16 protein-coding genes are annotated in these 14269 nt (G+C 64.4%); 4 read left to right on the forward strand and 12 right to left on the reverse strand.

Annotation, left to right across the window (positions count from 1 at the left end; all coding sequences use genetic code 11):
* Window positions 1-17: 17 nt before the first annotated feature.
* From ACFSGJ_RS05910 to mgtE, 4 genes are all read right to left on the reverse strand, one after another.
* Complete coding sequence (locus ACFSGJ_RS05910; RefSeq protein WP_390260065.1) at window positions 18-956, reverse strand: DMT family transporter; 939 nt, start codon at window positions 954-956, stop codon at window positions 18-20.
* Window positions 956-1768 carry a TIGR00282 family metallophosphoesterase gene (locus ACFSGJ_RS05915; RefSeq protein ID WP_390260066.1) on the reverse strand — a complete coding sequence of 271 codons (813 nt, stop codon included), beginning with the start codon at window positions 1766-1768 and terminating at the stop codon, window positions 956-958. Before ACFSGJ_RS05915 ends, ACFSGJ_RS05910 begins: the two co-directional genes overlap by 1 nt.
* Window positions 1769-1834: 66 nt before the next feature.
* Window positions 1835-2401: a 5-formyltetrahydrofolate cyclo-ligase gene (locus ACFSGJ_RS05920; protein WP_390260067.1), complete on the reverse strand. Its 567-nt coding sequence runs from the start codon at window positions 2399-2401 to the stop codon at window positions 1835-1837.
* The gene (mgtE, locus tag ACFSGJ_RS05925; protein ID WP_390260133.1) at window positions 2398-3756 is read right to left on the reverse strand and encodes a magnesium transporter; all 1359 of its coding nucleotides are present in this window, start codon (window positions 3754-3756) and stop codon (window positions 2398-2400) included. Before mgtE ends, ACFSGJ_RS05920 begins: the two co-directional genes overlap by 4 nt.
* A 150-nt stretch (window positions 3757-3906) precedes the next feature.
* Here mgtE and guaD point away from each other — a divergent pair, with 150 nt between their 5' ends.
* Window positions 3907-5220 (forward strand): guanine deaminase, encoded by a 1314-nt coding sequence (gene guaD / locus ACFSGJ_RS05930; protein ID WP_390260068.1) that lies wholly within the window; start codon window positions 3907-3909, stop codon window positions 5218-5220.
* Here the strand turns inward: guaD and hisN are convergent.
* Both hisN and ACFSGJ_RS05940 read right to left on the reverse strand, forming a co-directional pair.
* The gene (hisN, locus tag ACFSGJ_RS05935) at window positions 5180-5971 is read right to left on the reverse strand and encodes a histidinol-phosphatase (RefSeq protein WP_390260069.1); all 792 of its coding nucleotides are present in this window, start codon (window positions 5969-5971) and stop codon (window positions 5180-5182) included. The two genes, guaD and hisN, sit on opposite strands and share 41 nt — an antisense overlap.
* Window positions 5972-6061: 90 nt before the next feature.
* A complete protein-coding gene (locus ACFSGJ_RS05940; protein ID WP_390260070.1) occupies window positions 6062-6421 on the reverse strand; it encodes a helix-turn-helix domain-containing protein in 360 nt (119 codons plus the stop codon).
* Window positions 6422-6693: 272 nt separating this feature from the next.
* Between ACFSGJ_RS05940 and ACFSGJ_RS05945 the strand changes: the two genes are divergently transcribed.
* A complete protein-coding gene (locus ACFSGJ_RS05945) occupies window positions 6694-7671 on the forward strand; it encodes an NADPH:quinone oxidoreductase family protein (protein ID WP_390260134.1) in 978 nt (325 codons plus the stop codon).
* Here the strand turns inward: ACFSGJ_RS05945 and ACFSGJ_RS05950 are convergent.
* Window positions 7643-8548, reverse strand: coding sequence for a LysR family transcriptional regulator (locus ACFSGJ_RS05950; RefSeq protein WP_390260071.1), 906 nt, complete (start codon window positions 8546-8548; stop codon window positions 7643-7645). The two genes, ACFSGJ_RS05945 and ACFSGJ_RS05950, sit on opposite strands and share 29 nt — an antisense overlap.
* Window positions 8549-8669: 121 nt before the next feature.
* Between ACFSGJ_RS05950 and ACFSGJ_RS05955 the strand changes: the two genes are divergently transcribed.
* Together ACFSGJ_RS05955 and ACFSGJ_RS05960 are read left to right on the forward strand one after the other, a co-directional pair.
* Window positions 8670-8885: a DUF1127 domain-containing protein gene (locus ACFSGJ_RS05955; RefSeq protein ID WP_390260072.1), complete on the forward strand. Its 216-nt coding sequence runs from the start codon at window positions 8670-8672 to the stop codon at window positions 8883-8885.
* 161 nt (window positions 8886-9046) lie between these two features.
* Window positions 9047-9763, forward strand: coding sequence for a Bax inhibitor-1/YccA family protein (locus ACFSGJ_RS05960; protein WP_390260073.1), 717 nt, complete (start codon window positions 9047-9049; stop codon window positions 9761-9763).
* A gap of 228 nt (window positions 9764-9991) precedes the next feature.
* Here ACFSGJ_RS05960 and ACFSGJ_RS05965 read toward each other — a convergent pair whose 3' ends face one another.
* The 5 genes from ACFSGJ_RS05965 to ACFSGJ_RS05985 all read right to left on the reverse strand — a co-directional run bounded on the left by ACFSGJ_RS05965 (window position 9992) and on the right by ACFSGJ_RS05985 (window position 14223).
* Entirely contained in the window at window positions 9992-10771 is a 780-nt protein-coding gene (locus ACFSGJ_RS05965) for a succinate dehydrogenase iron-sulfur subunit (protein ID WP_390260074.1), read from the reverse strand.
* Window positions 10772-10781: 10 nt separating this feature from the next.
* Entirely contained in the window at window positions 10782-12587 is a 1806-nt protein-coding gene (gene sdhA, locus ACFSGJ_RS05970) for a succinate dehydrogenase flavoprotein subunit (RefSeq protein ID WP_390260075.1), read from the reverse strand.
* Window positions 12588-12598: 11 nt separating this feature from the next.
* Window positions 12599-12979 (reverse strand): succinate dehydrogenase, hydrophobic membrane anchor protein, encoded by a 381-nt coding sequence (gene sdhD, locus ACFSGJ_RS05975; RefSeq protein ID WP_390260076.1) that lies wholly within the window; start codon window positions 12977-12979, stop codon window positions 12599-12601.
* 9 nt (window positions 12980-12988) lie between these two features.
* The gene (sdhC, locus tag ACFSGJ_RS05980; protein WP_390260077.1) at window positions 12989-13378 is read right to left on the reverse strand and encodes a succinate dehydrogenase, cytochrome b556 subunit; all 390 of its coding nucleotides are present in this window, start codon (window positions 13376-13378) and stop codon (window positions 12989-12991) included.
* A gap of 200 nt (window positions 13379-13578) precedes the next feature.
* Window positions 13579-14223, reverse strand: coding sequence for a TorF family putative porin (locus tag ACFSGJ_RS05985; RefSeq protein WP_390260078.1), 645 nt, complete (start codon window positions 14221-14223; stop codon window positions 13579-13581).
* Window positions 14224-14269: the final 46 nt, after the last annotated feature.

A 14269-nucleotide genomic window follows, 5' to 3' on the forward strand; every position in this document is an offset into this window, starting at 1 on the left:
TGCCTCTCGCCGGAAACCTATGCTTCACGCCCGTTTCCGGGCAACCTTTTAACCACTTCAATCACATCGGCTTTGTGACGGCCTGCCTTGGGCTGCACAAGAAAGAGGCCGCCAAAGAGCAGGATGAGCGCGAACCAGAAGCTGTTTCCATACCGCTCGCCCAGCAGGAGCATCGACCAGACCACACCGCAGCCTGTCACCAGATAGGCAACCTGCGCGGCGTATACTGATCCTGCCCGGCACAGAAGCCAGACATAGCCCGTGTAGGCCATCAGGCTCGCCACCGCGCCGGCAAGGATCGCCACCTCGGCCAGGGTGGGGGCGGCAGGTGGCAGGATGACCTGCCCGGTCAGGATCGCCACAGGTGTGACCGCGCCAAGCGCCACGACCGAAGCCCCGAGCAGCGTCTGCATCGCATCGATGTCGCGCACGGCGAAGCCTGCGACGAACGCCCCCTCCATCGCATAGCAGAGCGGCGCCAGTGCTGCCACGACCAGAAAGATCAGCGCCCCGGCCTGGGGCAGCGCAAGCTGCGGCAGCGCCAGAACGACGATCCCTGCCGCGCCCAGCGCAAGGCCGAGGCCGCGGAGGGGGTGGAACCTCTCCAACCCCAGCACCAGTGCCACGGGCAGTGCAAAAAGCGGGACGAGCGACAGGACGACCGACAGCACCCCCGCCGGCAGATGCGCCGCCGCCGTGTAAGAGGCGCTGTGCGGCAGAACCATGCCCATAAGCCCGACCGCAAGGTAAAGCCGCAGATGCGCGGGCCCCATGGGCAGGGTCCTGCGCCGCAAAAGGCAGATGCTGCCAAGCACCAGGATGTTGACCGCGACCTGCCACTGAATGATGCCGAAGGCCGCATGACCCCCGCCCACCGCGATCTTGGTCAAAGGCGTGGTGAGCCCCCAAAGCGCCCCGATGCCCAGCAATGCGACCAGCGGGGCGAGGTGCGCCATCAGGGGCGACTCTCCTGCAGGCGGCCACCGAGACGGACCATCACGGCGCGGGTTGCGAGGCCGGTCCGGTCGTCCGTCTCGACATAGAAACCCGAAAGCGTTGCAGGGCCCGCCGCAGGCTCGAACCGTCCCTTGGACATGCCTGTGACAAAGCGGCGGATCGGTTCGAGCTTTTCCATCCCGATCACGCTGTTGTAATCCCCACACATGCCCGCGTCGCTGAGATATGCGGTGCCGCCGGGCAGGATCTGCGCGTCGCCGGTGGGCACATGGGTATGGGTCCCGACCACCACGCTGGCACGGCCATCGCACCAGTGGCCGGTGGCCATCTTTTCCGACGTCGCCTCGCAATGAATGTCGATCAGCGCCGCCTGCACCGCACCGCCCAGCGGATGCGCCTTGAGCACCGTTTCAAGCGCCGAGAACGGATCGTCGAACGGGCGCTTCATGAAGACCTGTCCAAGCGCCTGCGCAACCAGAATGCGGCGCCCGCCGGTGGCCTCGAACACCCGGGCGCCGCGACCGGGCGCGCCCTTGGCGTAGTTGAGGGGGCGGATGATGCGCGGCTCTTGCTCGGCATAGCCCAGCATGTCGCGCTGATCGAAGGCGTGATCGCCCAGCGTGATGCAATCGGCGCCTGCGTCGAGCATTTCCTTGGCATGGGCAGGGGAAAGGCCGGCGCCGGCCGTCGCGTTTTCACCGTTCACCACCACGAAATCGAGCGCCCATTCCCGGCGCAGCGCCGGAAGCTGTTCTGCCACGGCGGCACGCCCCGCCCGACCCATGACATCGCCAAGAAAGAGAATCTTCATGAGGCAAAGCCTTATCGCATCGCCCTTCAGTGGCCAACGGGTTTCAGCACGCCGGGGCTGCGGCCGTCAGCGGAACCATGTCACGCCCCGCTCGGTCACGATGCCATCGAGCGGCTGATCGACCGGCTCGACCGGAATTTCGGGCAACTCTTGCGCGCCAAAGGCGAAACCGATGGCGACGACGGGCTTTCTGGCGCGCAGGATTTCCAGCGTGCGGTCGTAAAAACCGCCGCCATAGCCAAGCCGGAAGCCGCGCGCATCAAAGGCGACCAGCGGCACGATCAGAAGATCGGGTTCAAGCCACGCGCCCTCTGCCGGCACAAGGGCACCGAAGGTGCCGCGCACCATCCGCGCGTCGGGCGTCCATTCGCGAAAACGCAGCGGCTGCCCCCGACCCACGATCACCGGAACACAGACCGGCCCTTGATGGGCGGCCATCGCAGGCAGCGGGTCGATCTCGTTCCGCATCGGCATGTAGCCGGCAAGGATCTTTCCCGTCTCTGACCCGATGGCGGCCCGCAGATGGTCGGCCGCCGCCCCCTGCCCCGCCGCATGGGCCAGATCGCGCGCCAGAAGCGCCGCCTGACGCGCGCGGCTCTTGGCCTCGGTCGGATCGGGCGCGGTGCCGGTCATAGCAGAAGAATCGTCGCAAGGCCGAGGAAGGCAAAAAAGCCCATCACATCGGTCAGGGTCGTGACAAAGGTGCCCGATGCCAGCGCCGGGTCGAACCCGAGCCGGTTGAGCGTCAGCGGCACCAGCGCCCCGCCCAGCGCCGCAACCATCTGGTTCGCGACCATGGCGAGCCCCAGCACGATGCCCAGCATCGGATCGCCAAAGATCAGCGTGCCGGCAAGACCGAGGATGATCGCAAGGCCCGTCCCGTTGAGTATCCCGGTCAACAGCTCCCGCCGCACGACCCGCCCGGCGTTGGAGCTTGTGAGGCTGCGCGTCGCGAGCGCCCGCACCGCCACGGCAAGCGACTGGGTTCCGCCGATGCCGCCGGTCGAGGCCACGATAGGCATCAGCGCGGCAAGCGCCACAAGTGCCGAGATCGTATCCTCGAACATCGAGATGACGACCGCCGAAAGCGACGCGGTAAAGAGGTTCACCACCAGCCAGGGCAGACGTTGGCGGACGGTTTCCAGAACGCCGTCGGCAAGGCTGCTTTCCTCGGACACACCCGCAAGACGCAGAATGTCCTCCTCATGTTCCTCATCCAGAACGTTCATTGCGTCGTCGATCGTGATCACACCGACAAGACGGTCGTTTTCATCCACGACCGGCGCCGAGATGAGGTGATACTGGTTGAAGAGATAGGCGACCTCGGATTCCTCTTCGGTCGCGCGGATGGTGCGGAACCCGTCTTCGGTGATGTCGTTCAACCGGACATCGCGCCGCGCCGCAAGCATCCGACCGAGCGAGACATGGCCCACGGGCCGCATCCTGGGGTCCACCAGGATGACGTGATAGAACTGGGCCGGCAGCCATTCTTCCTGCCGCAGGAAGTCGATCGTCTGCCCCACGGTCCAGTCCTGCGGCGCGACCACGGTTTCCCGCTGCATCAGCCGCCCGGCCGAATATTCCGGATAGGCCAGCGCCTGTTCGACCGCCACGCGGTCGGCATCCTCCAGCGCGTCGAGGATGATTTCCTGCTGCGGCTCCTCCAGATCCTCGAGGATGTCGACCACATCATCGGAATCGAGTTCCCGCACGGCCTCGGCCAGAACCTCACGCGGGAGAAACTCGATCACCTCCTCGCGGATGCTTTCGTCGATCTCGGACAGCGTCTCGCCGTCCATATGCCCGGACCAGAGCGTCAGCAGCCCCCGCCGCTCGGCCGGGCTGATCTGTTCCAGAAGGTCGGCGATGTCGGCGCCATGCAGCGGTTCCAGCAGTTCGGCAAGCCGATGCTGATCCTCCCGCTCGACCGCATCGAGGATGGCCTCGAGCCTCACCTGATCGAGGGTGACGTGATCGTCTTCCCGCATGGAACGGACCAAGGTTTCGTCGGACATGGCGGGCCTCCGGTCATTGGCTTGGCGTCGGCGCGACCTTACCCGACCGGGGGGACGAGCAACAGGCCGATTTACGCCAGCGGCGCGGCCCCCTAGACTGGCCCCGAGACAAAGGAGCCCGCCTTGCCCGACCTTCTTCTGGGACAGACCCTCACCTTTACCGCCGATCCTTTCGAGACCGGAGAGGCCGCCGCCCGGCATGACCCCCATGGCGCGATCCTTGTCGAGGACGGGCGCATCGCAGAGATGGGCACCGCCACGGACCTGCGTGCCCGGAACCCTGCGGCGCGTGTGCATGACTATGGGCGCGCAGTGCTTTCGGCCGGCTTCGTGGATGCGCATATCCATTTCCCCCAGACCGCGATCATCGCAAGCTGGGGCAAGCGGCTGATCGACTGGCTGAACACCTACACCTTCCCTGAAGAAATGCGCTTTGCCGATGCGGACTATGCGCGGCGCATCGCGGCCCGGACCTTTGATCTGACGCTGGCAAACGGGACGACGACGCTCTGCTCCTACGCGACGATCCATCCCGAAAGCGTGGATGCCTTTTTCACCGAGGCGCAGGCGCGGGGGCTGCGGGCGCTGGCCGGAAAGACCTGCATGGACCGCAACGCCCCCGAAGGCCTGCGCGACACGGCGCAATCCGCCTATGACGACAGCAAGCGCCTGCTGGAGCGCTGGCACGGCACGGATCGCCTGTCCTATGTGATCACACCGCGGTTTTCGCCGACCTCGACGCCGGAACAGCTGGCGGCGCTGGGTGCGCTTTGGGCGGAATATCCCGACTGCCTGATGCAGACCCATCTGAGCGAGCAACTGGACGAGATCGCCTGGGTCAGGGACCTTTTTCCGCAGGCGCGGGACTATCTCGATACCTACGAAGCCTTTGGCCTGCTGGGCGCGGGGGCGGTATTCGGCCACGCGATCCATCTTGAACCGCGCGAAAAGGACCGGCTGGCCGAGATGGGCGCGGCGGTGGTGCATTGCCCGACCTCCAACAGCTTCATCGGCTCGGGCCTTTTCGATCTGGCGGGGCTGAAGGGGCGGATGCGCGTGGGTCTTGCGACCGACACCGGGGGCGGATCCAGCTTTTCGATGCTGCGGACGATGGCGGCGGCCTATGAAATCGCCCAACTGCGCGGGCAGGCGATCCACCCGGCGCAGCTCTGGTGGCTGGCGACCGCCGGGTCTGCGCAGGCACTGCGGCTGGGGGACCGGATCGGGACGCTCGCCCCGGGGATGGAGGCGGATGTGATCGCGGTCGATCTGGCCTCGACCCCCGCCATCGCGCAGCGCGCGGAACGCGCCGAAACCCTGTGGGAGGCGCTCTTCCCGACGATCATGATGGGCGACGACCGGGCCATCCGCGCGGTCTGGGCCGGCGGGCGTGACGTTACGCCTGCGAAAGCACCGCCAGCGCCTGTTCGTGAATGATCCGGTTCGCGGCCGCGACGATGCGACCGCCGCCATGGGCGGGGCCGCCGGTCCAGTCGGTGACGATGCCGCCCGCCGCCTGAATAACCGCAATCGGCGCGTGAACGTCATAGGGCTGCAAACCCGCCTCGACCACCAGGTCGATCTGCCCCGCCGCGACAAGGGCGTAGGCATAGCAATCCATGCCATAGCGCGTCAGGCGCACCTGGCGGGACAGCGCGCGGAACGCGCGTTCCTCGGCCTCGGTCCCGACCTCGGGGAAGGTTGAGAAAAGAACCGCCTCTTGCAGCGGCCGGGGCCCACGACAGCCAAGAGGCGCCTTGCCCAGCGGCCCCGTCGCCTCGGCCCGGCCGAAACCTCCGGAGAACCGTTCCCCGATATAGGGCTGGTCGATGATGCCCATCAGCGGTCCCGTGTCATCGGCGACCGAGATCAGGACCCCCCATGTGGGCGTGCCCGACATGTATCCGCGCGTTCCGTCAATGGGGTCGAGCACCCAGGTGAGCCCGCTTGTGCCCGGCTTGTGCCCGAATTCCTCACCCAGGATCGCATCGTCGGGACGACGTTCGTCGAGGATCGCGCGCATGGCGGCCTCGGCCGCGCGGTCCGCCTGCGTGACCGGGTCAAAACGATCGCTTTCCTTGGTTTCGGCCTGCAGGGCCGGGCTGCGAAAATGGCGCAGCGTTTCCTGCCGCGCCACATCCGCAAGATCCTGCGCGATGGCCCAAAGCTCTGCGTGACTTGCGGTCATGTGCCCCCCCTGCGACGATGATCCCCGCGGTATCGCCGCGGGGCGGGTTCGTCAATCGTCGCCTTGGCTGTCGCCCGGGGGGCGGCTTAGTCAGGCGGCCTCGCTCAGGACGCGGGCAAGGTCGAACAGTCTGCGGCGCTGCGCCTCAGGGATGGCGTAATAGGACCGGACGAGTTCCAGCGCCTCTTTGTCGGCCATGATATCCGTGGTCTGCACGCCTGCGCCGTTTTCCTTTTCGAGCCCCTCGAAGAAGAACGCGATCGGAACGTTCAGCGTATTCGCGATGTCCCAGAGACGAGAGGCGCTGACCCGGTTCATGCCGGTTTCGTATTTCTGGATCTGCTGAAACTTGATGCCCACAGCGTCGGCCAGCTGCTGCTGCGTCATCCCCACCATCCAGCGCCGGTGACGAATGCGCTTGCCCACATGGGCATCTACCGGATGTTTCATTACTGTCTCCACTGTTCAACCTTGAATGGCCGGTTTCTCCTGCAAGGATACATGCAATTTCCGTGCCAAACATGCTCTGGGATGTTAATTTTTTCCTAAAATTTTCTACGGGCTGAACCGTTCATCTTGCCGTAACTTTCCAGCGGTTCCCGGGTTCCGTCGCGCTGACGACCTGAGGTTCAGTTTTCGCAATTTGCCACCCGCTATGCGTGTTTTGCATTTTGCGACACATATTGCAAAAGGAGGTGCCTTTGTCCAACCCCAGCGCCACCATGAACGCGATCCTGGTGTCGGGTCACAAGACGGTACCCGAAATCCGGACCGTCGCCCTTCCCTCGCCGGGCGCGGGGCAGGTGAGGATCCGCATCGAGGCCTGCGGCCTGAACTTTGCCGACCTCCTGATGATCGAGGGCACCTATCAGGACACGCCGGCCCCGCCCTTCATCCTGGGGATGGAGCTGTCCGGCACTGTTGAGGCGCTGGGACCGGGCGTAACCGGCCCCACGCCCGGCAGCCGCGTCGCCGTCATGGCCGGGCAAGGCGGGCTGGCGGAATATGGCTGCTTTGACGCATCCTCCTGCCTGCCGCTGCCCGATGCCATGAGCTTTGAAGAGGCTGCGGGATTCCAGATCGCCTATGGCACAAGCCACCTCGCACTCAGCCGCCGCGCGGCGCTGCAAGCGGGGGAAACGCTGCTGGTGCTCGGTGCGGCCGGGGGCGTCGGCCTCACGGCGGTCGAGATCGGCGCGATCATGGGCGCGCGGGTGATCGCGGTCGCGCGCGGGGCGGAAAAGCTGGGCGCGGCCGAACGGGCGGGGGCGCATCATCTTCTTGACAGCGACGACCCGGACCTGGTGCAGAAACTTCGCGACCTCGGTGGGGCGGATGTCGTTTATGACCCCGTAGGCGGCGAGGGCTTTGCCACCGCCCTGCGCGCGACCCGGCCCGAGGGGCGCATCCTTGTCATCGGCTTTGCCAGCGGCAGCCTGCCAAAGATCCCGGCCAATCACCTTCTGGTCAAGAACGTCTCGGTGCTGGGCTTTTACTGGGGCGGTTACATGCGGTTCAGACCGGACGCCCTGCGCGACAGCCTTGCCGAACTGCTGGACTGGTACGCCCGGGGACGCTTGCGCCCGCATCTGAGCCATGTCCTGCCGCTCGACCGGACGGTCGAGGGGCTGACCCTGCTGCGCGAGCGGAAGTCCACCGGCAAGGTCGTCATCAGGACGCGAGCTGCGCCGGTTTCGTAGCCGCGATCTGCGTCAACGGGGCCGAGAGGCGGGAGCCATAGGCCGTGCGCAAGAGCCCGGCCAGCGCGGCGACCACCTGCCCATGCGCCTCGGACACATACATGTTGATGCGCGTCGTCATCAGGTCAGGCAAGGCGCCACCATGGGGGATCGGTTCCAGATAACGGGGTTCGGCCCCCTCGACCAGCGCGTGAACGGCGAAATCCGCGCTCACGCTCGCCTCGACCGAACGGGTTGAATCGGATTCGACGGCCATGACCCAAGGGATACCGGCACGGTCGAGCGCCTGCTGAACGCTGGTCCGGAAGATGCAGTTATGCTCGAACGCCAGGGGAAGCGGGCGCTGGCGCCACGCGCTGCCGCCCGGGGCGCCGATCCAGTTGAGGCGCAACTCGGTCAAGGTCTCACCCCCCGCATCGACCGAATCCTCGGTCGTCAGGATCGCGTCGCATTCCCCCCGCGCAAAGAGCGCCTTGAGGCGCCGCGTATAGGAGGAAACGAGGTGGATGCGCATCCGGGGATATTCGGCGGCGAACCGCTGCAGCACCTGCGGGATCGACGGATAGACGATATCCGCGGGCACGCCGAGGATGATTTCACCCTCATAGGCCTGATGGGTGAGGCGCGAAAACACCTCGTCATTCAGGGACAGCATCCGCCGCGCATAGCCCAATAGCTGTTCGCCCGCCGCGGTGAGCCCTACCCCGCGGCCCGTCCGGTCCAGAAGCTGGAGGCCGAGCGAATCCTCAAGCCTCTTTATCTGCATCGACACGGCCGACTGCGTCAGATTGAGAAAACCCGCCGCGCGCGTCACGCCACCAGAATCCGCCACCGCGACGAATGAGCGCAGGGCTGTCATGTCGAGGTTACGCGCCATATCAAGCTCCGTGATGTGAAAGTCAAAAATCATTCATTTTTAGTATGAGCATGATTCTGGCATACAGATCAACGGAAATGATGCCCCACGCAACTCGGATCACCAAAAGAAAGGTTTCAACATGCAGAGCATCGCCATTCCCGCCCCTCCATCGGCCCGGAGGCGGGACTCTCTTTTCACTAAACTCTCCATCTGGCTGGAACTTCGCCGCCAGCGGGCGCAGCTTGCCGCGCTGGACGATCGCGCGCTGGCCGATATCGGTCTGACGCGCCGCGAGGTGGAGCGTGAGCTGAAGCGCCCCGCGTGGAACGTGCCTGCCCATTGGGTCCGCAAATAGCGGCGATCCTGCAGGGAGGGGGTGGGCAGGTCCGGAAGCGACCGTCATCGCGTCGATTTCAGACCGGTTTTCCTTGAAAACGAGCCGGTTATTGCCGATATTCCTGCCAAAGGGCGCCCCCGTGCTGGGGTCGCCATTTTGGGAACGAAATGGAGGCTTTGATGGCACAATTCGATACGGCCCGCGTTGGCGGCGTCCGGACGGCGCAGATCGATGAGGGTCTTCGCGCCCATATGAACAAGGTCTACGGCCTCATGTCGCTGGGGATGCTCGTCACCGGCGGCGTGGCCTATACCGTTGGCACGAACGAGGCGCTGCTGGCGCAGATCTTCGGGTCGCCGCTGCGTTGGGTGGTGATGTTCGCGCCGCTGATCGTGGTCTTTGCGTTCGGCGCCATGATCAACCGGCTGTCGGTCGCGGCGGCTCAGGCGGTCTTTTACGGCTTTGCCGCCCTGATGGGGCTGTCGATCAGCTACATCTTTGCGGTCTACACCGGCATCTCGATCGCGCAGACCTTCCTGATCACCGCGATCTCCTTCGCGGGGCTGAGCCTCTACGGCTACACGACCAAGCGCGACCTGTCGGGCATGGGCACCTTCCTGATGATGGGCCTGATCGGCCTGATCGTCGCGATGATCGTCAACATCTTCCTCGGCTCGCCCGCGCTGATGTTCGCGATCTCGGTCATCGGCGTGCTGATCTTTGCGGGTCTCACCGCCTATGACACGCAGGCGATCAAGACGGAATATATCCAGCACGCCGCCCACGCGGACCAGGACTGGCTGGGCAAGTCGGCGATCATGGGCGCGCTGCGTCTCTACCTCGACTTCCTCAACCTCTTCATGTTCCTGCTGCAATTCCTCGGCAACCGCGAGTAACCGCGTAGCCACGCAAAGACAGCTACCAAGGGCCGGCAACCGCCGGCCCTTTTTCTTTGGACCGCATTCCCGCACGCTCTCTGCCGAACCGGGGACACTCCCGCCCGTCTTCGCGGCTCACGCCGCTCATCCCGTTGGGCCGGGCGCCGCCTGCGGCGGCGAGGTCACGCAAACGAAAACGCCCCGGACTTTTCCGGGGCGTTTCATCATTCTTCAAGGTGAGGACGGTCAGAGAACCCGCTCAACCATCATCTTCTTGATTTCCGCGATCGCCTTGGCCGGGTTCAGCCCCTTGGGGCAGGTCTTGGCGCAGTTCATGATCGTGTGGCAGCGATAGAGCTTGAACGGGTCATGAAGCTGGTCCAGTCGCTCGCCCGTATATTCGTCCCGGCTGTCGATGATCCAGCGATAGGCGTGCAGCAGCGCCGCCGGGCCGAGATAGCGGTCGCCATTCCACCAGTAGCTCGGGCAAGAAGTCGAGCAGCAGGCGCACATGACGCATTCATAAAGACCGTCGAGCTTGCTCCGGTCCTCGATCGACTGCTTCCATTCCTTGGCAGGGCTGTTCGTCTTGGTCTCCAGCCAGGGCATGATGCTGGCGTGCTGGGCGTAGAAATGCGTCAGATCAGGGATCAGGTCCTTGATCACCGGCATATGCGGCAAGGGATAGATACGCACATCGCCCTTCACCTCATCCATGCCGTAGATGCAGGCGAGCGTGTTGATCCCGTCGATATTCATTGCGCAGGACCCGCAGATCCCCTCGCGGCAGGAGCGGCGGAAGGTCAGGGTCGGGTCGATCTCGTTCTTGATCTTGATCAGCGCGTCCAGAATCATCGGACCGCAGGTGTCCATGTCCACGAAATAGGTATCGACGCGCGGGTTCTCGCCGTCATCGGGGTTCCAGCGATAGATCCGGAAGGTGCGCAGGTTCGTGGCGCCTTCGGGTTTGGGCCAGGTCTTGCCCGTCCGGATCCTGGAGTTCTTGGGCAGGGTCAGTTGGACCATCGTCGCCTCCTCAGTAGACCCGCGCCTTGGGCGCTATCTTTTTCAGGTCGATGCCACCCTCGGCCTCGGTGGTCAGAGGGTCGAGCTTGACCGGACGATAGTCGAGCGTGACCTTTGGCCCCTCGACCCAGGCAAGACTGTGCTTGCGCCAGTTCACGTCATCGCGGTCGGGATAATCCTCATGCGCATGGGCGCCACGGCTTTCCTTGCGCGCCTCGGCGGCGACGATGGTCGCCAGCGCATTCGGCATCAGGTTGTCGAGTTCCAGCGTCTCCATCAGGTCGCTGTTCCAGATCAGGCTGCGGTCGGTGACGTGAATGTCGTCGATCTTGCGCGCCACCGCATCCATCTTGACGCAACCCTCGGCAAGGGTCTTGTCGGTGCGGAAGACGGCCGCGTCGGATTGCATGGTGCGCTGCATTTCGAGACGCAGTTCCGCCGTGGGAACCGTACCCTTTGCATGGCGGAACCCGTCGAACCGCGCCAGCGCCTTGTCCACACTCGCCTTGTTCGGGGTCGGGTTCGGCGCATCGGCATCGACGACCTGGCCCGCCCGGATCGCGGCCGCGCGCCCAAAGACAACAAGGTCGATCAGGCTGTTGGAGCCGAGACGGTTGGCGCCATGCACGCTTGCGCAGGCAGCCTCCCCCACGGCCATCAGGCCAGGCGCGACGGCGTCGGGGTTGTCCGCGGTGGGGTTCAGAACCTCACCCCAATAGTTGGTCGGAATACCGCCCATGTTGTAGTGAACCGTCGGCAGAACCGGGATCGGCTCTTTCGTCACGTCGACGCCGGCAAAGATGCGGGCGGATTCCGAGATGCCCGGCAGCCGCAGGTGCAGCGCCTCGGGCGGCAGGTGGTTCAGGTGCAGATGGATGTGATCCTTGTTGGGGCCGACGCCGCGCCCTTCGCGGATCTCCATCGTCATGCAGCGACTGACCACATCACGGCTCGCAAGGTCCTTGTAGGTGGGGGCGTAACGTTCCATGAACCGCTCGCCCTCGGAGTTGGTGAGGTATCCACCCTCGCCCCGCGCGCCCTCGGTGATCAGGCAGCCAGCGCCATAGATGCCGGTCGGGTGGAACTGCACGAACTCCATATCCTGAAGCGGAAGGCCAGCCCGGGCGATCATCCCGTTGCCATCGCCGGTGCAGGTATGGGCCGAGGTCGCGCTGAAATAGGCCCGGCCATAGCCGCCCGTCGCCAGAACCACCATCTTGGCGCTGAAAAGATGCAGCGTGCCATCGGCGAGGTTCCAGGCCATCACGCCCTGACAGACGCCGTCCTCGGACATGATGAGGTCGGTCGCGAAATACTCGATATAGAATTCAGCGTTGTTCTTGACGCTCTGGCCATAAAGCGTGTGCAGGATCGCATGGCCGGTGCGGTCTGCCACGGCGCAGGTGCGCTGCACGGGCGGGCCTTCGCCGAATTCGGTCGTATGCCCGCCGAACGGGCGCTGATAGATCTTGCCCTCTTCGGTGCGGCTGAACGGCACGCCGTAATGTTCAAGCTCATAGACGGCCTTGGGGGCTTCGCGCGCCAAGTATTCCATGGCGTCGGTGTCGCCCAGCCAGTCAGAGCCCTTGACGGTATCGTACATGTGCCACTGCCAGTGGTCGGGGCCCATGTTGGACAGGCTGGCGGCGATCCCGCCCTGCGCTGCGACCGTGTGGCTGCGGGTCGGGAAAACCTTGGTGACGCAGGCGGTGCGCAGGCCCTGCTCTGCCATCCCCAGTGTCGCCCGGAGGCCCGAGCCCCCTGCGCCCACCACTACGACGTCATATTGATGCGTCTCGTATTCGTAAGCTGCCATAGTCATTTCCTTCAGGCGCTGAATGCGATCTTTGCGACGGCGAACACGCCCGCCGCGCCAAGCGCCCAATTCGTCAGGGTGTTGAGAACCAGAAGCGTCGTGCGCAGCGGCTTGGACGGAACGTAATCCTCGATCACGACCTGCAGGCCCGACATCAGATGATGAAAGCCCACGATCAGGAAGGCCACCGCCACCAGCGCGTGCCACCAGTTGCCGTAAAGTGCCAGAACCGCCTCATGTCCCTGCCCCAGCGCGCGGGCGAACGGAAAGAGAAAGAGCAGCGTCAGCGGGATCAGCGCCACCGAGGTCAGGCGCTGCACCCACCAATGGCCGACGCCTTCATGTGCGGAACCGAGGCCATGAACCCGTGCGTAATCGGTCTTGTATGCCATGATCCTGCCTCAGACGATGATAAGGGTGATGATGGTGAACACGACCGAGAGCGCGACGACCGCCCAGCCGGAATTCGTGACCGCCTTCATCTCGATCCCGCGGCCAGTGTCCCAGACGAGGTGGCGGACACCGTTCAGCGCGTGAAACCACAGCGCCCAGAGCGAGCCTGTCAGCACCAGCGTCCCGATCCAGGAGGTCAGCACCCAGTCCGCCCGCGCAAAGGCCGCAGGCGAGATCGCTGCCGCCGCCAGCCACCAGACCAGCAGCACGGCCGCAAGCACAAGCCCCGCGCCGGTGATGCGGTGCATGATAGAGAGGACCGAAGTGATCTGAGGGCGGTAATAAGGCCCGATCATGAAGGGAGAGAGCGGGCGATTGCCCCGATTGACATCTGCCATTGGCATGTTCCCCTTTCGTCTGGCACGCCCGCCGGGTGGCACGGGCTCGCTTGTTCGGGGCTATCAATAGCGGTTTTCGCAGCCGAGTCACGCCCGCACATTCGCTTGCGAAACTGAAAAACGAGAAAATTTCGCTTTGCGACCACAAAAACCGCAGGATGTGATCACGGATTTTCGGCCCGTGATCACAAATTTTCGCCTCAGCGCAGAAGGTCGAACGTTACCGTACCCGAAAGATTCACGATCCCGGCCGTGGTGTTCGTGTCGTGATAGCGCAGATCGACGCCGAGATAGTCCGTGATGTCGTAGCCGACGCCGACGTTCCAGAAGTTGTTGCTGTTGGGCTGGCTGCGACCGACCTCGCCAGAGACGCTGATCCCCTGGAACGAGGTGAAGCCAAGGCCGATGCTGGCGGTCAGATCCTGTTCATCCGGATCATAGGCCAGATCGGTGCCGAGGCTGAAGCCATCCGCCATGTCGGCGCCGAGCGAGACGAGGAACTCACCCCCCGCGTCGCCGCTGCGATTGTAGAAGTAGCGCGCATAGCCAAGATCATAGCTGAGCCCGCCCATCGTTTCGCCGCGATAACCGAAGTAAAGGTCGGTTTCGAGACGATCGCGGCTATCGGCGAAATCCACGTTCGAGAACCAGAGGCCGCCATAAAAGCCGTTCGATTCAACCTCGATCCACGGCTGGAACGCCGGATCACCCTGCGTCTGGGTGATGCCGTCGGAAATGTAGTTCGAGGTCAGGGTGGCCCCGCCCGAAAAGCTGAGTTGCTGTGCCTGTGCCGAACTGCCAAAAGCACCCGCCGCAAGGGCGAGCGCGAGCATGGAGTGTTTCATTTGTCCCTCCGGGGTTTATTATGCCGTCATTAAAACACGTTGGGCG

Source organism: Halodurantibacterium flavum (assembly GCF_042681825.1).
GTDB lineage: Bacteria > Pseudomonadota > Alphaproteobacteria > Rhodobacterales > Rhodobacteraceae > Halodurantibacterium > Halodurantibacterium flavum.